At 69.6% G+C, this 18,057-nt stretch carries 12 protein-coding genes; 5 read left to right on the top strand and 7 right to left on the bottom strand.

All coding sequences use genetic code 11. From position 1 onward, the window contains the following. Positions 1-23: 23 nt before the first annotated feature. Positions 24-1,403 (bottom strand): ABC transporter permease, encoded by a 1,380-nt coding sequence (locus WFL22_RS09670; RefSeq protein ID WP_336992997.1) that lies wholly within the window; start codon positions 1,401-1,403, stop codon positions 24-26. 5 nt (positions 1,404-1,408) lie between these two features. Then, on the bottom strand, positions 1,409-2,185 hold the full coding sequence (locus tag WFL22_RS09665) for an ABC transporter ATP-binding protein (RefSeq protein ID WP_336652054.1): 777 nt from the start codon (positions 2,183-2,185) through the stop codon (positions 1,409-1,411). A 131-nt stretch (positions 2,186-2,316) separates the two neighbouring features. Between WFL22_RS09665 and WFL22_RS09660 the strand changes: the two genes are divergently transcribed. Next, a complete protein-coding gene (locus WFL22_RS09660) occupies positions 2,317-3,366 on the top strand; it encodes an LLM class flavin-dependent oxidoreductase (protein WP_336992554.1) in 1,050 nt (349 codons plus the stop codon). 206 nt (positions 3,367-3,572) lie between these two features. Here WFL22_RS09660 and WFL22_RS09655 read toward each other — a convergent pair whose 3' ends face one another. Further along, positions 3,573-4,067 carry an SRPBCC family protein gene (locus WFL22_RS09655; protein ID WP_336652056.1) on the bottom strand — a complete coding sequence of 165 codons (495 nt, stop codon included), beginning with the start codon at positions 4,065-4,067 and terminating at the stop codon, positions 3,573-3,575. Between the two features lie 514 nt (positions 4,068-4,581). Here WFL22_RS09655 and WFL22_RS09650 point away from each other — a divergent pair. The 4 genes from WFL22_RS09650 (at position 4,582) to WFL22_RS09635 (ending at position 8,916) form a co-directional block, all read left to right on the top strand. Next, on the top strand, positions 4,582-6,657 hold the full coding sequence (locus WFL22_RS09650) for an ATP-binding cassette domain-containing protein (protein ID WP_336992552.1): 2,076 nt from the start codon (positions 4,582-4,584) through the stop codon (positions 6,655-6,657). A gap of 182 nt (positions 6,658-6,839) precedes the next feature. Further along, positions 6,840-7,571 (top strand): VIT1/CCC1 transporter family protein, encoded by a 732-nt coding sequence (locus WFL22_RS09645; protein WP_336652058.1) that lies wholly within the window; start codon positions 6,840-6,842, stop codon positions 7,569-7,571. 116 nt (positions 7,572-7,687) lie between these two features. After that, entirely contained in the window at positions 7,688-8,077 is a 390-nt protein-coding gene (locus WFL22_RS09640; protein WP_336652059.1) for an MGMT family protein, read from the top strand. Continuing rightward, the gene (locus WFL22_RS09635) at positions 8,074-8,916 is read left to right on the top strand and encodes a LysR substrate-binding domain-containing protein (RefSeq protein ID WP_336992550.1); all 843 of its coding nucleotides are present in this window, start codon (positions 8,074-8,076) and stop codon (positions 8,914-8,916) included. Before WFL22_RS09640 ends, WFL22_RS09635 begins: the two co-directional genes overlap by 4 nt. Before the next feature lie 171 nt (positions 8,917-9,087). Here the strand turns inward: WFL22_RS09635 and ypfJ are convergent, their stop codons facing one another. The 4 genes from ypfJ to WFL22_RS09615 form a co-directional block, all read right to left on the bottom strand. Then, entirely contained in the window at positions 9,088-9,978 is an 891-nt protein-coding gene (ypfJ, locus tag WFL22_RS09630; RefSeq protein ID WP_336652061.1) for a KPN_02809 family neutral zinc metallopeptidase, read from the bottom strand. Positions 9,979-10,060: 82 nt separating this feature from the next. Beyond that, positions 10,061-12,124 (bottom strand): acyl-CoA dehydrogenase family protein, encoded by a 2,064-nt coding sequence (locus WFL22_RS09625; protein WP_336652062.1) that lies wholly within the window; start codon positions 12,122-12,124, stop codon positions 10,061-10,063. 300 nt (positions 12,125-12,424) lie between these two features. Beyond that, on the bottom strand, positions 12,425-14,080 hold the full coding sequence (locus WFL22_RS09620; protein WP_336992548.1) for a DEAD/DEAH box helicase: 1,656 nt from the start codon (positions 14,078-14,080) through the stop codon (positions 12,425-12,427). 2 nt (positions 14,081-14,082) lie between these two features. Then, complete coding sequence (locus WFL22_RS09615) at positions 14,083-18,045, bottom strand: efflux RND transporter permease subunit (RefSeq protein ID WP_336992546.1); 3,963 nt, start codon at positions 18,043-18,045, stop codon at positions 14,083-14,085. Positions 18,046-18,057 lie beyond the last annotated feature (12 nt).

The raw sequence follows: 18,057 nt of genomic DNA, 5'->3' as shown, positions 1-18,057 counted from the left end.
GGCGTTCGCTCCCAGCCGTGCCATCACTGCGCCGCGAGTGCGGCCACAGGAGAGACCCTGATCGCGCGCCGCGCCGGCGCCGCAGCGGCGACGAGCGCCAGCACCAGGCCGAACACTGCGACCCCGCCGATGATGGGCCACGGCACCGTGGGCGCCATGAGCCCGGCCTGGGACCCGAGCAGGGATTGCGCTGCGGCCCACCCGTAGAACACCCCGAGCAGCAGCCCGAAGCCGAGGGCGGTGAGCGTCATCTGCGCGCTCTCCACGAGCACCATGCGGCGCACCTGCGCCCCTGTGAAGCCGAGCACCCGCAGCAGGCCGAGCTCGCGGGTGCGCTGCAGCACGCTCAGCGAGAGGGTATTCACGAGGCCGACCGCGGCGATCACCGCCGAGAAGCCGACCAGGCCGGTGAACACTGCGGTGGTGACCGCGAGCGTCTCGCTGAGGCCGGCCCTGAGCGCAGGGGAATGTGCGAAAGCCTGCAGCGTCATTGTCTCGTAGCTCGCGAGCGCCACCGCGAACATCGTGACGAGGGTGACCCCAATCACCAGCCCGATTGTGGAGCGCGCACTGCGCTCCGGAAAGCGCCCAGCGTTCGCCACCGCCAACCGCCCCGACGGCCCACGCCCGAACGCACGCCCAGAGAGCCGCAGCAGCGGCGGCATGATGAGATGCGCCCCGAGCGCGATCCCCGTGAACGAGAGGATGCCGCCAACGAACGAAATCAGTAGCGCGAGCGGCGTCGCGAGGCCGAGCACGATCCCGATTGCGAGCAGTGCGGCACCCGAGACGAGCAGAATCGTCGCCCACACCGTGCGGGCGGGGCGGCGGCGCGACTGCTCGGCGGGCAGCTCGACGGCGGCACCCGTCGCCGCGATCGGCGAAACGCGGCCGACGCGCCGCGATCCCGTCCACGCAGCCGCCCACGTCGTAAGCGCCACGATCCCCACCGCCACCAGGGCAAGTGGATCGAACAGCGGGTAGTCGCGACCTTCGGGGAGCCAACCGAGCTGCGGCCCCCACACGGTGACTGCCGCACACAGCGCCACGGCGATCCCGAACCCCGCGACCCCGCCGAGGAGACCCGCGACGAGCCCCTCCCCCGCAACCCGCGACCGCACGCGCGCCGAGCTCGCCCCGACCAGACGCAGCAGCGCGATGGTGCGCGTGCGGCCCGCAATGATGGTCGAGAAGGTGTTGGCGGTGACGATCGCGCCCACATAGAGCGCGATCACAATGAAGATGAGCGCGACCATCATCAGCACGGCACGGAAGGTGCCGCTCTCTTCAATGACGGCGGGGTCGATCGCGGCAGTGAGGATGCCCGTGAACAGGATCAATGTCACCGCGAACAGCGCCGACAGCGCCGACACGATCAGCGTGGAGGCGTGCTCGCGCAGCATGGCGATCACGCGGCGGCCCCGGCAGCGACCGATTCAAGGTTCAGCATCGTCTCGGAGATTTCCTCCGCGGTCATCGCCTCGCGATCCGAGACAATGCGGCCGTCTGCGAGGAACAAGATGCGGTCGGCGTGGCTCGCCGCACCAGGATCATGGGTGACCATCGCGATGGTCTGGCCGCCGGTGCGGGTGGCGGATCGCAGCAGGCCGAGCACTTCACGCCCGGTGCGGGAGTCAAGCGCACCCGTCGGCTCGTCTGCGAAGATCACATCGGGTTGCGTGGCCAGAGCGCGCGCGATCGCAACCCGCTGCTGCTGGCCGCCCGACAGCTCGTGCGGGCGATGCTTCAGGCGGTTCGCGAGGCCGAGCGATTCGACGAGTGCCCCGATGCGGTGCTGCTCCTCGGGGTTGGGGCGGCGCCCATCGAGCTCGAACGGCAGCCGCAGATTGCCCATCACATCGAGGGTGGGCACCAGGTTGAACGACTGGAACACGAAGCCGATACGGCGCCTGCGCAGCTTCGTGAGCGCCGCATCACCAAGGTGGGTGATCTCGTCATCACCCAACCAAACCCGCCCTTCGCTGGGGGTGTCAAGGCCCGCCATCACGTGCATGAGGGTCGACTTGCCCGATCCAGAAGGCCCCATGATCGCGGTGAACTGGCCGCGCCGAATCCCGATCGAAACGTCGTCGAGGGCGGTGACCCGCTGCGGCCCCGTTCCGTAGTGCTTGCCAAGGTGGGCGACACGCGCCACCAATCCCATATCGCTCGAGTGAATCTCCATACTCACGAAGCTACGGTTGAGGTGGCGGATCGGGGATCGCCCCGCAGTACCGCCTGCATGGTCCCCGGGTACCGTTCGCCAGCCTGCAGCGCAGTGGGGAATAGTGCGGCGATGCGCACGTTGCATCACCCATGAGAGCTTTCGGATTCCTGTCCTTCGGGCACTACGGGCCGGTGCCGGGGTCGCGCGTGCGCACCGCGGGCGACATGCTGCGGCAGACGATCGAGCTGGCGGAGGGCGCCGACGAGATCGGCGTGAACGGCGCTTATGTGCGCGTGCACCACTTCGCGAGGCAGGCGGCATCGCCGATGCCGCTGCTCACCGCGATGGCGGCCCGCACGAAGCGCATCGAGGTGGGCACCGGTGTGATCGACATGCGCTACGAGAACCCGCTGTATCTCGCCGAGGAGGCGGCCGCGCTCGATCTCATCGCCGACGGGCGGATCGCGCTAGGCGTGAGTCGGGGATCCCCCGAGACCGCGCTGCGCGGCTACGAGGCCTTCGGGTACACGGGCTCGGCGGATCCGCGCGGCGCCGACCTGGCGCGCGACAAATTCGATCGCTTCATCCAGGCAATCGACGGGGAAGCGCTCGTCGACAGCGATCCGCAAATGGCGCCTCCAGGCCGCCTCGCCATCGAACCGCGCTCACCCGGGCTGCGCGACCGCATCTGGTGGGGCGCCGGCTCACGCGACACCGCCGAATGGGTGGGCCGGCAAGGCCTCAACCTGATGAGCTCCACCCTGCTCACCGAGGCGACTGGCCAGCCGTTCCACGAGTTGCAGCGCGAGCAGATCGAACGGTTCCGCGCCGCCTACCGTGAGGCCGGGCACACGGGCGCACCGCGCGTCTCGGTGAGCCGAAGCGTGTTCCCGCTCGTGAGCGAGCAAGACGAGATGTTTTTCGGTGCGCGCGGCCGCGACGGGCAAGACCAGGTGGGGATCATCGACGGCCTGCGCTCAACGTTCGGCAAGACCTACGCCGACACCCCCGACCGCCTCATCGACCAGCTGCGTGCCGACGAAGCGGTGATGGCGGCCGACACCCTCATGCTCACCATCCCCAACCAGCTCGGCCCCGAATACAACCTGCACGTGCTGCAGGCCTTCGCCGAGCACGTCGCCCCCGCGCTCGGCTGGAAGCCCAACACGGAGGGACCGGTGGAGGGCGACGCGGTGTGAGCTGAGGCCGTGGTGCCGAGTGGCGGGTTTTGCGGGATCTGAGCAGGTTCCGGGCGCGAAATTCGCCTTTACCCGCTGCTGCACCTGAGCCGGTTGCTCGCCTGATCCACCCAGGTTTGACCGCCGCGCCCGCGCCCGCGCAGGCTCTCTGGCGGTGCCCGCTTCGGGAGGGCGGGGCGGATCGCGGGGCCTGGCCGCGGGGCCCGCTACGGGCGCATGTCGAGGTATGCCTCGCGCATCGACGGGTAGTAGCTGTCGAAGCTGGGGCGTTCGGTGCCCTCCGTGGCGGCGACGAGCAGATCGAGGTAGTACTCCCAACCCGGGCCGATCTCGCCGACCTCATCGACACTGTCGAGGTGGTGCACGAGGGTGAGCAGCGAGTCGTCGCCGTCGCGCTCCACGAGCAGTTCCAGATGCCACCCGCCAACCTCATCCTCGGCTTTGAGCACCAGGCGCTCAAAGGCATCGCACGCGATGATGCGGATGCTGATCGCCGGCTCGTGATCCTCGAAGCGCATCCGCACCCGCACCGCACCGCCGGCTCGCCCGTCGCCCTCCCACGGCCCGAACCACTGCTCGGTGAGCTCCGATTCGGTGAGGTACGCCCACGTCTCCTCCGGCGGCAGGGCGAGGGAACGCACGAGCGAGAGATCCGCACCCCGCGTCGTCGCCACGATCCGTCCGCTGGTATCCATCGTCATGCTGCTCTCCTGTCTCCGGGTCTCCAGAGTACGCCGCCCACAAGTCAGCTGCCCGCCCGCCGCTGCCCCCACTGCCTGCCTGCCAACCGCTACCCCGCCAGCCGCTACCCGCCCACCGCCCGCGCACCGATCCAGGTTCATGCACCGGATCCGCTCGGATCGAGGTGCTTACAGCTCGATCGGTGCGTTTGCGTGCTCGGGGCGGAGGCGGAGGGCGAAGGCGGGCGGGCGGGCGGGAAGTCGCACTTGCGCTGGGGGCCCGGGTCTGGCGTACACTCGTGGGCGTGAAGAACTAACGCAGCCTCAAATCCCCGTTCCGGTTCCGCCGCGCTGATCGCGCCAGGGTCGATGCCACGGGATGCTGCGTGATCACTTCGGGCCCGCCTCGCGCGGCTGACGCCTGATTCTCGTGCTCCGAGCCGCCGCATACGCGCCTCGCGACACGGGCTCGGCACCCCGTTTCACGCCCATCTCGGCCGCCCCGCGAAACACCAGATTCCGAGAGGCGGCCATCATGCCCGCATCGAACACCACCCCACATCTCAGCGCCGCGGCCCGTGCGGCCGCGGACCCCGCAGCAGCAGGCACCGGATCCGCATCCGGCCCGACCCACCTCATCGTCGACGGCGTCTCACACGCCTACGGTGACCGCCGGGTGCTCAGCGACATCTCGTTCACCGCCAGGCCGGGCGACCGCATCGGTCTGATCGGCGAGAACGGCACCGGCAAGTCGACGCTGCTCGGCATTATTGCCGCGGCGGGCGCAGATGCGAGATCGGCGGATCCGGCAGCGGATCCGCGCCACGCCGCCGCTCGCAACGCCGGGAGCGATGCGGAGCGCAACGCAGGGCGCGCCGCCGCCCGCGACGCCGGGCGCCCCACAGGACGCGGCACCGCCCTGCACCCTGACGCGGGCACGGTCGCACTGCCCGGTTCGGTCGGCCTGCTCGCCCAGCAGCTCCCCTACCCGGTTACGACACCCCTTGCTGTCGTGCTCGACGACGCCCAGCGCGGTGCGCTCGACGCTCTCTCCCTGCTGGAGCACTGCGGCGAGCGCATGGCGGCGCAGCCGAACGACCCCGGCACGGCGGAGGCTTTCGCTCGCGCTCTCGAGGATGCCGAGCGCTCCCAGGCATGGTCGGCGGCGGCGCGGCGGGGTGAGTTGCTCGCGGGGCTCGGCCTGGGTGGGATCCCTGAACAGCGGCCGATCGGGGAACTGTCGGGCGGGCAGCGCCTGCGGCTCTCGCTCGCGGCGCTGCTGCTGGAGGCCCCGCAGACGCTGCTGCTTGACGAGCCGTCGAACCACCTCGACGATGCCTCGGCGGCCTACCTCGAACGGGTGCTCATCGACTGGCCGGGCATCGTGATCGTGGCGAGTCATGACCGTGCGCTGCTGGACGCCGTGAGCACGCGGATCCTCGATCTCGACGCGCTGCCGTTGCCCGCCCGCGTGCTCGCCGACGCGAAGGATGCAAACACCGAGCATGCAGCGGGACCGACAGCCGGGGGCAGCCGAACGGACCCACGCCGCGATCCCGGGTCGCTTCCGACCGACCCTGCGACCGATGATCCAGGCGCAGGTTTCGGGGTGCGACTGTGGGGGGTCGGCTATTCTGCGGCGCGTGCCGCTCGAGGGGCCGAGATGGAGCGGTGGCGGGCGCGGTACGCTGCCGAGACCGCCGAGCGGGAGGCGCTGGTCCACGAGATCGAGGTGGGGTCGCGCGAGGTCAATCGCAAGCACGAGTCGAAGTCGGAGGCGAAGATCACGCGCAAGTTCTACGCCGATAAAGACGCACGGGTCACCGCCCGCCGCGCTCGCAACGCTCGGGTGCGGCTCGACGCGCTCGAACGCGAGCGGGTGCGGCGGCCGCCTGCCCCGCTGCGCTTCGAGGGGTTCGGGGCGCCTCGCGATACGGGGCCGCTCGAGCCCGGTCGCAGGGGCGCGCTCACCGGCAGGGGCGCTCCGGCCGGCGCGAGCGCACCCGGGGAAGCCACGGCCGCTCCGCCGTCGCTCATCCGGGCTGAGCGGCTCTCGCTGGCGGGGCGGCTCCGGGCGACTTCGCTCGAACTCGCGCCGGGCGGGCGCCTCATGCTCTCTGGCCCGAACGGCTCGGGCAAGTCGACGCTGCTGGCGATCCTCGCCCGCCGTCTCACTCCCGACCGCGGCGAGCTCGAGATCGCGCCCCGCGCCCGCGTCGGGTACCTGCCGCAGGAGGTGGAGTTCGCGGATCCGGATCGCCCGGCCGAGCGCGCGTACCGCGACGCCGTCGGCGCCGAGATCGCCGAGGCGGTGCCGCTGCCCGACACGGGTCTGCTGGCTCGGCGAGACCTGCGCCGCCCGGTGGGGGCGCTCAGCGTGGGACAACGGCGCCGGCTCGCCCTCGCCGCGCTGGTCGCCGATCCGCCAGAGGTGCTGCTGCTGGACGAGCCCACCAATCACCTCTCGCTCACGCTCGTGGAGGAGCTGGAGACAGCGCTGCGCGATTTCACAGCCGCGCCGGAAGCCTGCACCGGGCTGGTGATCGCGACGCACGATCGCTGGCTGCGCTCGCGGTGGGAGGGGGCGGTTCTGGAGCTCGATGCGGTGTGATCCGGCGCCGCCCGGGTGCGCGCGCCGGGGAGGCCGCACCGGTGCACGAGTTCGCCCCGTCGAACTCGTTCCCTCGCCGAATCGACCTTGGATCAGGGCTTCTCCCTCGCCCGAGAAACTTGTTACGGTTGCTGCCGGCGCGCCGCACCCGGCGCGGCACCACACTCCGAACCGGGGAGATCATGAACGACGGGCCCATCAACATCGCGAACCCGCACGAGTACGATCACACGCACTCGTCATCAGCAGGGTCGGGTTGGCTGCGCGCCTCGGTGTTCGGCGCGATGGACGGCCTGGTCTCGAACATCGGCCTCATCTCGGGTATCGCCGCCGCTGGTGCGAGCCCGGGCATCATCGCAATCACTGGCGTCTCAGGCCTGATCTCTGGCGCGATCTCGATGGCGCTCGGCGAGTACACCTCGGTGCGCACGCAGAACGAGCAGCTCGCCGTTGAGGTGCAGACCGAGCGGGATGCCCTCGACCGTAACCCCGTCGGCGAGCAGGCCGAGCTGACCGTGATGTTCGAGCACCTGGGCATGTCGCCGCAGACCGCGCACGACGCGGCCACGCAGGTGCACGCGAACACCGAGCAGGCCCTGAAGGTGCACCTGGCGCACGAGCTGGGGCTGAGCCCCGATGATCGGCCCTCGCCGATGGTGGCCGCCGGGTCGTCATTCGTGGCCTTCAGCGTGGGTGCGATCATCCCGGTGCTGCCCTTCCTGCTGGGCTTCGGCACCCTCTGGTGGGGGCTCATCTTCGGCGGGGTGGGGCTGCTCGCAGCGGGATACGCTGCGGCACGCTTCACCGACCGCAACCCGTTCTCTGGCGCGGCACGTCAGCTGCTGTTCGGCGGCGTGGCCGTGGCCGCGACCTACCTGATCGGCTTGCTGCTGGGGGTCTCCGCGCTCGGATAGCCCGAGCTTTCATTCGGGTGCCCCAACCCCGAGCACATATTTCGGTGAAGCACATGACCGGACGCGCCCGTTCTCGCCGCAGCCACCGAATTAGCCCGCAGCCCTATGCTTATGGGATGGTGTCGGATGAGTTCGCCGAGCGAGTGCTCGCGGTAGTCGCGCGCATCCCCGCCGGGCGAGTGATGACCTACGGCGACATCGCCACAGCGCTCGCTTCGTCTGCGCCTCGCGCCGTCGGTCGCGTGCTGGCCCACTACGGCCACGCCGTTCCCTGGTGGCGGGTGGTACCGTCGAGCGGCCGACCCCCGCAGGGGCACTCACGAGAAGCACTGCCCCACTACCTCGCTGAAGGCACACCACTGCGCGCCCTCGCGCCCGACGGCCACGCGCAACGCCACCACTCTCACCAGACCGCTTCGGAGTTCCGTCCCGACGAGTACCGCATCGCGCTCTCCGCCGCCCGACTCCCCTACACCCACGAGATCTACGCGGAGGTCGCCCTGTGACGCACACGCCCCAGACAGAAACCGGCAGCGACTCGCGGCCCGCACCCGACAAGCCCCCGATGCGCCTCGGTTTCGCCCGCGGCATCGCGCCGAGCAAGTGGGAACGTCGCTGGCAGGAAGCCGTGGGACGCCCCCTCGAACTGCACCCCGTCGAGGTCGCCTTCGGCCGCACACCGGGCGCAGCGGTCGACGTAATGCTCGAACGTGCGGCACCGGGAGCCCACCCAGAGGGGATCGAAGGATCGGCGCCCCCGCGTCACGCCCTGCGCCTCTACACCGAGGCGATCGCACTCGTGGTGCCCATCGACCACGAGCTCGCGCAGTCCGAAGGCCTCGACCCGGCAGAGCTCGCACTCGTGCGCCTGCTCGACCACCCCGACCACGCACCCGAGTGGCCCGCAGCAGAACCATGGGCCGACCCCGCGTGGCGCCCCGCCGATGCCTATGCCGCGCTCGATCTCGTAGCGACCGGCGCCGGCGCGATCCTGCTGCCGCGCCCCCTCGCCCGCCACCTCGCCCGCAAACGCGAGCACGCGGTAATCACCCTCACGGGCGCACCGCTCGCGGGCACCACGGTGTGGGCGAGCTGGGAGCGCGACCGCGATGCCCCCGATGTGCAACAGCTCATCGGCATTTTGCGCGGGCGCACCGCCCGCAGCTCGCGCCCCGGCGCCGACGGCCCCAGCAGCGAAGCCAAGGCCCAGCCCGCCCGTGCCCGCAAACCCAAGCCCGCTGCGAAGCAGGGCCTCAAACCGAACTCGCGCGGTGCTCAGCTCGCCGCCGCGAAGGAGAAGGCCGAGCGCGAGAAGGCGGCTCGGCAACGCGCCAAGCGTCGCTGACCGCCCCTCGATGCGCTGCTCGGCTGCGACTACCCAGCAGCTTCGGCAACCGTCACGATAATCGCCGCGCAAGCGCGCAACCGTGCCTCAGAGTGCACCGCCGATAGCGGCACGCGAATCGTCGGCGTCAGCGCCGATATGGAGACCGGCGCTGGACCTGGTGGCTGTCTCCTAGAGATCCGAGGCCGGCACGTCAAAGGTGCCGCAAGCACCGGGCCCGCCGCGGTAGCCTTCCTGGAACCAGCGCTGCCGCTGCTTCGAGGTGCCGTGCGTGAAACGCTCGGGGTTTACCTGCGCACCCGCCGACTCCATGATGTGGTCGTCGCCGACCGCTGCCGCGGCGCTCATGGCATCGGCGATCTGCTCGGAGGTGACCGGCTTCAGAAAGGGCACCCCCGCACTGTCGGTCACCGTGGAAGCGTTCTGCACCCACGCACCAGCAAAGCAGTCAGCCTGCAGCTCGAGCCGCACCGAGCCCGAAGCCGGCCCCGATTCGCGGCCGGTCTGCTCCAGCGTGCCGATAAGGTTCGAGATGTGGTGGCCCCACTCGTGGGCGAGCACGTACATCTGCGCGAGTGATCCTTCGGATGCCCCGTAGTCGCGGCTCAGAGTGTCGAAGAAGGCAACATCGAGGTAGATCTTTTCGTCTGGCGGGCAGTAGAACGGCCCCGTTGCCGCGGTGGCAAGGCCGCAGCCCGACTGCGTCTGCGCATCGAAGAGCACCACTTCGGCAGGCGCCCGGTACCCGTCGACCTCGCCCGCCCAGTACTTGTCGAGGGAATCGGCGGTGGCCGCCATGCGGCACTCCGCATCGGCATTCGCGTCGGCCCCGGTCTCGCAGCCGGGCAGCGCCTCAGAGCGCTCGCCAGACAGCGAGCTGCCACCGATGAGTTCTTCGACCACGGGAGCGAATGGCAGCAGGTTCACACCAAACAGCTGGGATCCGAGCGCGAGCAGCAGCGCGATACCTACGCCGCCTCCGGCGATCATCCCGCCCCGCTTGGCACCGCTGCGCTTCGACACGCGCCCCGTGTCGATTCGTGCGTTGTCGTTGAAGGTCATGTCCCCACCTGCCCCTGCGTCGGGCCGATCCGCCGCGCTTGCAACTCTACGCCGCGAACCGGCCCCGAACGAGCCTCAGCCGCTACCGCGCCTGCTTCTTCGCCTTGTACAGGTCTTTCTCGTGGGTGGGCCAGGTGCCCGCGGCACGCTGCGCCTCGACGTAGGCGTGCGCTTCTTCCTGGCGCTCAGCCTCGATGCCCGTGGCGATCTCGGCCCGCAGCAGCTCGGGGCCGAGCCCGAAGGCCGCGACGAGATCGAGCGCGTGCGGCCGCAACCGAGCGATGAGACGGTCGATGTAGGCCGTCACTGCTTCGGCGCGCTGCCCGGAGATGCGACCGTTCACGAGATACCAGGCGGCGTTGCTCTCGATGAGCCCGAAACCGAAGAGGTCGCGCAGCCAGGTGAGCACCTGACGCGACCCCTCGTCGTCGATCTGAGCGAGCGCCTCGGTGAAGGCCTCCCACTGCAGCAGCTCGGCGTGCGCACGGGCTGCGGAGATGAGCTTGTGCTGCTGCGTGTTGAAGGCGTCTTCTGCTGCGATCGCCTTGGCCCGCTTGTCGCTCTTCGGCACGTCCTTGGTGGCCTCGCGCAGCGCCAGCGCGATCTCCGAGATCATGGTCTGCACGCGATCGGCAAGCAGCTCGCGCTGCGCCTCGGGGCTGCGCAGACTCTCGACCGAGCGGGCGACTTGGCCCAGATCGGCGATGCTCTGGCCCACCTGGCGCAGGCCGAAGCGGCTCACCCGGCCGCCCAGCTGGCTCGCCGCCGCCTTGATGAGGGCGGCGCGATCGGCGCCCTTGAACTGCTCGGCGTAGTCGGTGAGCAGTCGCTTGCCCACGAGCTGCAGCAGCACGTTGTTGTCGCCTTCGAAGGTGACGTAGATATCGAGGTCAGCGCGCAGCCCGGTCACCCGATTCTTCGCCATGAAACCGGCGCCGCCGCATGCTTCGCGTGCTTCTTGGAGCGTGTCGAGCGCCGCCCAGGTCGAGAGCGGCTTCAGGGCCGCAGCGAGGGTTTCGAGGTCTTCTCGGTTCTCGGGGGTGTCGCCCGCACCCGAGAACACCTCGTCGAAGATGGTGAGCAGGCGCTCGTCGGCAAAGGCCATTGCATAGCTCTGCGCAATTCGGGGAATGAGCCGACGCTGGTGCAGGCCGTAGTCGAGCAGCACCGTCTCACGCCCTGAGGCGCCCGGGAACTGGCGCCGCTCACTGCCGTAGCGCACGGCGATGGTGAGCGCGGCCTGCATGGCGCGCACCGCAGAGCCGTCGAGCGATACGCGACCTTGCACGAGGGTGCCGATCATGGTGAAGAAGCGACGGCCGGGGCTCTCGATCGGCGAGGTGTAGCTGCCGTCGGGGGCGACATCGCCGTAGCGGTTGAGCAGATTGGTGCGGGGCACCCGCACGTGGGTGAAGTGGAGGCGGCCGTTGTCGATGCCGTTGAGGCCACCCTTCACGCCGTCGTCTTCGCTGCCGACGCCAGGCAGCAGATCACCCTCGGGGGTGCGGATGGGCACGAAGAAGGCGTGCACGCCGTGGTTGACGCCGCCGGTGATGAGCTGCGCGAACACCACAGCGGCGCGGCCGTGCAGGGCCGCATTGCCGAGGTAATCTTTCCAGGCGCCGGTGAAGGGGGTGTGGATCTCGAACTCTTCGGTCTCGGGATCGTAGGTGGCGGTGGTGCCGATCGAGGCAACATCGGAACCGTGGCCGATCTCGGTCATAGCGAAGGCACCGGGCAGCGCGAGGCTGATCACGTCGGGCAGCCACTTCTCGTGGTGTTCGCGAGTGCCGAGGTGCAAGATCGCTGCGCCGAAGAGGCCCCACTGCACGCCGCTCTTGATCTGCATCGAGGGATCGGCGAGCACGAGTTCTTGGAACGCGGCGATGTTGCCGCCGTGGTTGTCGCCGCCGCCGAGATCGCTGGGGAAGGCGCGCTGGATCGCCCCTTCTTCGACCAGAATGCCGAGCTGTTCGAGCACGCGGGCGCGGTGCTCGGGCATCGACTGCCCAGGAATGGTGTGCAGGCGGGGATCGGCCGCGAGACGGCGTGATTCGAGGCGTTCTTGCTTCCAGCGGCCGAGCAGGGCGTCGCCCACTCGGTCAATGTCAATGCGTGCGGTTGACTGCGCGTTGGTGTCGCTCATCGATGCTCCTTCGACGTGATGCGCGGATCCGCCGCGCTGCGCGCCGGCGATCCGCTGACCTGCTCACAGGCTAGGGGGCACCACTGACACCGACAACCGCGCGCCGCGCTCCCCACAATCAGGGCCGCAGCCGCCCCCGGATCGCATTGTGCAAGATCTCCAAATCGAGACCCAAGAAGCTAGAGAACACCTCCACCGCATTCGCCCCAGCCTGCGCCGCAGCCGACCTCTCGCTTCGCCCCGAAGCCCCTCCCCCCGCGTCTCACCGAGGCCCCTCCCCCGCGCCCGACGACGACCCGTCTACGCGGCGGTCGGGTCGTCGCCGGGTACGTGGTCGCCGAACGATGCTGGCACGATCTCGGCCTGCTCGAGGAGTTCGCGGGTGCGCTGCTGCCTCGTGCGCGGGATCACGGTGAGCACGAGCCCGCCTCGGCCCGCGCGGGCGGTGCGGCCGGCGCGGTGCAGATAGGTCTTGTACTCGTCGGGCGGATCGGCCTGCACGACGAGGTCGACATCGTCGATGTGGAGTCCGCGCGCGGCCACATCGGTCGCCACGAGCACTGAGGCTTTGCCCGAGGCGAAGCGTTCGAGGTTGCGCTCGCGCCGGGCCTGGCTGAGGTTGCCGTGCAGCGCGGTCACCCGGAGCCCGGCTTCTTCGAACAGCTCGGCGAGTCGTTCGGCGTAGGCGCGGGTGCGGGTGAACACCATGGTGCGGCCCGAACGTGATGCAAGTTCGACGAGCACGCGATCCTTGTGCTCGCGCAGCACCACAAGCACCCGGTGCTCGGCTTCGCTGACGGCCTCACCCGCCACCTCGTGCACGGCGGGGTTCCGCAGAAACTCGGCAACGAGGTCGGAGACTCCGCTGTCGAGGGTTGCCGAGAACAGCAGCCGCTGCCCGCCGCGCACCGTGTCGCGCAGCACCCGCTGCACGGGTTCGAGGAAGCCAAGTTCGCACATGTGGTCGGCCTCGTCGATCACTGAGACGAGCACCTCGCGCAGGTCGAGTTTGCGGCGGTTGATGAGGTCGCGCACGCGGCCGGGGGTGCCGATCACGATGTCTACGCCGCGTTCGAGCGCGTGCACCTGCGGGTCGAGTGGCACGCCGCCCACGAGCTGTGCGGTGAAGAATCCTACGGAGCGCGCGATCGGCTGCACGGTGCGGTCGATCTGCAGGGCGAGTTCGCGGGTGGGGGCGAGGATCAGCGCCTTCGGGTTGCGTGCCGCCCGCTTCGGGGCGCGCTCGCCTCGCCGGGGCCTGTCGCGGGCGGGCTTGGCGTCGCCTGCGAAGGCTCCTTCGGCTTTCAACTGCAGCAGGCGTTCGACGAGCGCGGCACCGAAGGCGATGGTTTTCCCTGATCCGGTGCGGGCCCTGCCGAGCACGTCGCGGCCGGCGATCGCGTCCGGGATCGTCGCGGCTTGGATGGGGAACGGCTGATCTGCTCCGAGCTCGCTGAGCACTCGCACGATGTTCGCACCAAGCCCGAGGTCGCTGAAGGCGACGCCCTGCACCTCGGCGGCGGTGGTGATGCGGGCGTCGAGGCGCTGCAGCACGACAGGTTCGGAGGGGGCGGATCGGGCCGTGACCGGCGTCCGCTCGGCGCGCGCCGGTGCAGGCCGACGCTGCGAACGGACCGCCCCGGCGGATCGCTGCGGCCTGGCAGCCTCAGCCGAGCGCTCAGCACCGGCAGAACGATTCGAAGGTGTCGAGCGGCCGGAGCGATCTGCGCGATCCTGCCGCGCCGGGCGCCCCTCCGCCTGCCGCTTCCCGTCGTGGGCGCTGCGCGGGTGACCGGCTCCGCTGTCGCGGCCGGCACCACGGGCGCCTCGCGTCGGCTTGCCGTCTTCGGCAGCCGAATCGCGGCCCCCGGCCCAGCGTTTGCCAGCCCGCGCGGGTTTGCGCCCCGGCTCGTAGTTCGACGGCGGTTTGAATCCGCGACGACCCTTCTGCGCCACGGCTATCGCCCGCTCTCGTCTTCGGGTCGTTCCTCAGCAGTGTCGGCCTGATCCGCGATCTCGGCTTCGGCGCGTGCAGCATCAGCATCGGCGCCAGCCCCTTGCGCAGCTGCTTCGACCTCTTGGGTGGCCTCCCACATGAGCTGCTCCCAGTTCAGCTCGCCGGTCACCGGAGGTGCCGCGGCGGGTGCACCAGCACCAGTCTCGTCCTCGCGAGAGGCATCGTCAACGGAGGCCCCTGCGGAGTCATCCGCCACACCACCCTCGGAGTCGAGCGTGGGGTCGTCGTCGGCGAAGCCAAGCTCGGAGAGCGCCAACGACATCTGCGCGGTCGCGGGGCTCCCCGCCTCGTCAGTGTCGGTTGCAAGATCCACGCCCGTCGCGTCTGCAGCCGGGTCTGCGTCGGCTGCGCCGACGGCGTCGGCACCAGGCTCAACGTTCGCGTGCTCGGCCTCTTCTGATCCGCCGCGCTCAGCCACCTCAGGTGCTGACAGCCCCACCCGCATCAGTTCGCTGAGAATCGCGCGCTGCGTGTCTGCGTCGGCAGGGGTCGGTACCGGGGCCGGCACCGGCGCAGGCGTCTCGAGCTCGTCACCCTCAACTGGGCTCTCGGCAGCCTCCCCACCGGGATGCTCCGGCTCGGATGCCGCCTCAGCAGCGTCGCCCTCTGCAAACAGCTCGATCAGCTCCTCAGGCGACTCGGCGGGGTAGCCCGTCGTGGCCTCGCGTGTGGCCTCGGCTCCGAGCACGCCCACGGTTCCCACCGATCCGACAGCCCCGGCGAACGCGAGCGCATCGGCTCCCCCGGCCGCAGCTGCCCCAGGGGTGCGCTGCGGGCCACGCCGCTTCGGGCCGCGACCTGAACCGCGGCGAGGCCCGCCGCGACCCTCCCGCCGCCGCTCCACCGCGTAGTACAGCGTGGGCAGCACGATGAGCGTGAGCACCGTCGACGACAGCAGGCCGCCGATCACCACAACCGCGAGCGGCTGCGAGATGAACCCGCCCTTACCGGTGATGCCGAGCGCCATGGGGGTGAGCGCCAGAATCGTCGCGAGCGCGGTCATCACAATGGGGCGCAGACGCTGCAGAGCGCCGTGTTCAACGGCGTCGAGCAGGGCATCCCCGCGGGCCCGATACTGGTTGACGAGGTCGATCAACACGATCGCGTTCGTCACCACGATGCCGATCAGCATGAGCACGCCGATCAGCGAGGCGACGCCGAGCGGGATGCCCGTCGCGATGAGCAGCAGGATCGCGCCGGTAGCGGCGAACGGCACCGAGATGAGCAGCAGCAGGGGCTGCAGCAGGCTGCGGAAGGTCGCGACCATCACCACGTACACGATGAGGATCGCGGCGAGCAGGGCCAAGCCGAGCTGTTTGAAGGCCTCAGATTGCTGCGCCATCACACCGCCGATGGAGGCGGTGGCCCCCGCAGGCAGCTCCACGGTGTCGAGGGCGGTGTTCACCGCGGCACTTGCCACGCTCAGGTTGTCGCCCTCAGGCAGCGCCGACACGGTGACCATGCGCACACCGTCTTCGGTGCGAACGGTCACGGGGCCGTCAGCGATCTCGATGGTGGCGAGGGAGTCGAGTTGTGCTGGCCCGACTGCCGTCATGATCGGCAGGGCGGCGACGCCAGCCTGATCGGTGGGGGCGGTGCCCTCGGCAAGGTAGATCGACACGCTGTCGGCGTCCATCGTGATCTGGCCGACGGGGCGCGGCTGCATCTGCTGCGCAACCTGGCCAGCGACCGCGGCCTCGGTGAGGCCCGCAGCGGCAGCGGCATCGCGATCCACGGCGACGCGCAGGAAGGGGCGCGAGGCACCCAGATCGCTCTCGACCTGGCGCAGGCCGGACTGCTTCTTGAGCTCGGCGAGCACGGCGTCGCTCGCCTGGGCGAGGGTCTGCTGGTCTGGCGCTGAGACGTTGACCTCGATAGCGCTCGACGTGGTCGCCCCGCCGCCCGACTGCCCCAGTGAGAACTCACCCGCGTCATCGAGGCCGTCGACAGCCGTGAGGATATCGTCCTGGGCCTTCGACTGATTGGCGTCGGGGTCGGTGGTGATCGAGTAGCTCACCGAACCGTCGCCGCCGCCTCCGAAGAGCGCGCTCATCCCGCTGCCGCCGCCGATGGTCACCTGCACGGTCTGCACGGCGTCGACATCTGCGAGCGCACCCTCGACGCGTTCTGCCTGCGCGAGCTGCGCGTCGAGGCTGGTGCCGGGGGCGAGGGTCTGCACGAGCCCGATCGAGTTCTGCTCGTCTTCGCCCATGAAGTTCGTCTTCATCAACGGGCTCAGCGCGACGGTCAACCCGAACACTAGTACCGCGGTGAGCAGGGTGACCGCCGGGCGCTTCAGCGTCCAGTCGATCACGGGGCGGTACCAGCGTTGCAGCGCGGTGAGGGGCGCAGTGGCAGGCTGCGGATCGCGGCTCGTTGAGAGCTCGGCACTGCGAGGCCGCCGATCCGCTCGCAAGAACCAGTATGCGAGCACCGGCACGATCGTGAGCGAGACGAGCAGCGAGGCGACAAGCGCGATGGTCACCGTGAACGCGAAGGGGCGGAACAGTTCGCCCACCATGCCGTCGACGAACGCCATCGGCAAGAACACGGCAACTGTGGTGACTGTCGACGCGGTGATCGCCCCAGCAACCTCCCGCACGGCCTCGATGATCGACTTCGCCTTGTCGGCGCCGGGCACGAGGTGCCGCTTGATGTTCTCGATCACCACGATCGAATCGTCGACCACGCGACCGATCGAGATGGTGAGCGCACCCAGCGTGAGCATGTTGAGCGTGTACTCGGCGAAGTTGAGGCCCACGAAAGTGAGCAGCACCGAGGTGGGGATAGAGATCGCGGTCACCAGGGTCGCTCGCACCGACATCAAGAAGACGAGGATGACGAGCACCGCGAACACGAGACCGAGCAGACCCTCGGTGGTGAGGGTGTGAATCGACTGCTCCACGTAGGGCGCCTGGTCGAACACGACGGTGAGCTGCGCTCCGCCGAGCTGATCCTGCAGCTCATCGAGCTTCTGCTGCACCGCGTGCGAGACGTCGACGGTGTTCGCGGCCGACATTTTGGTGACGGCGATGGTGAGGGCCGGCTCCCCGTTGATGCGGGAAATGCTCTGCTCGGGGCCAGGTTCGAGGCGCACCTCTGCGACGTCGCCGATAGTGAGGGGCGCCCGCTGATCGGTGTCGGGGTCGTAGCTGCTCGTGCCGGGAAGCGGGATCGCGGCGATGTCTTCGACAGAGCCGAGTGCCGTGCCCGCCTGCACGGCGAGCGTGCGATCACCCTCGGTGATAGTGCCGGCCGCCATGAGCACGCCGCTCTGATGCAGCGTGTCGGCGATGGCCTGCGAGCTGAGGCCGTTCTCGGCGAGTGCTCCCGCGTACGGGGCAATCGTGATCCGCTCCTCGCGGGCACCGGTGAGCTGCGCGTCGCGCACTCCGTCGAGATCACTGATCTCGGGGATCGCCACGCGGTCGATCAGCTGCGCGGCTTCTTCCGGCGTCTGCCCTGCCGCCGGCGTGACCGCGATCTGGATCACGGGGAAGTCGTCGATACTGCCCGACATCACCTGCGTGTCGGCGGTTTCGGGAAGGATCTTCGAGATGCGGCTGATGGCACGCTCGACCTTTTGCTCCGTCACGGTGAGGTCGACGCCGTAGGTGAACTGGGCGACGACCATCGACGAACCCGTGCTCGATGTCGCCGTCGAGCTTTCAAGCTGCGGCACCGCGCGCAGCGCCGTTTCGATGGGGCCGGAGACGTCGTTGTTGACGACCTCTGGCGACGCCCCGGGGTAGCTGGTGACCACCGCAATCGCCGGGAACTGCACGGACGGCATCAGCTCCTGTTTGAGGGAGCCAACGCCGATGAGCCCGAAAACCGCGGCGACAATAGTGACAAGCGCGATCAACGCGCGGTTCTTCAGGCTGAGCGCCGTGAGAAGGTGCATGAAGTCTATTCT

Origin of the sequence: Leucobacter sp. VD1 (assembly GCF_037150695.1) — a bacterium.
Taxonomy (GTDB): Bacteria; Actinomycetota; Actinomycetes; order Actinomycetales; family Microbacteriaceae; genus Leucobacter.
Note: the sequence above shows the minus strand (reverse complement) of the source record. Positions and strands in the feature narration are given on the sequence as shown.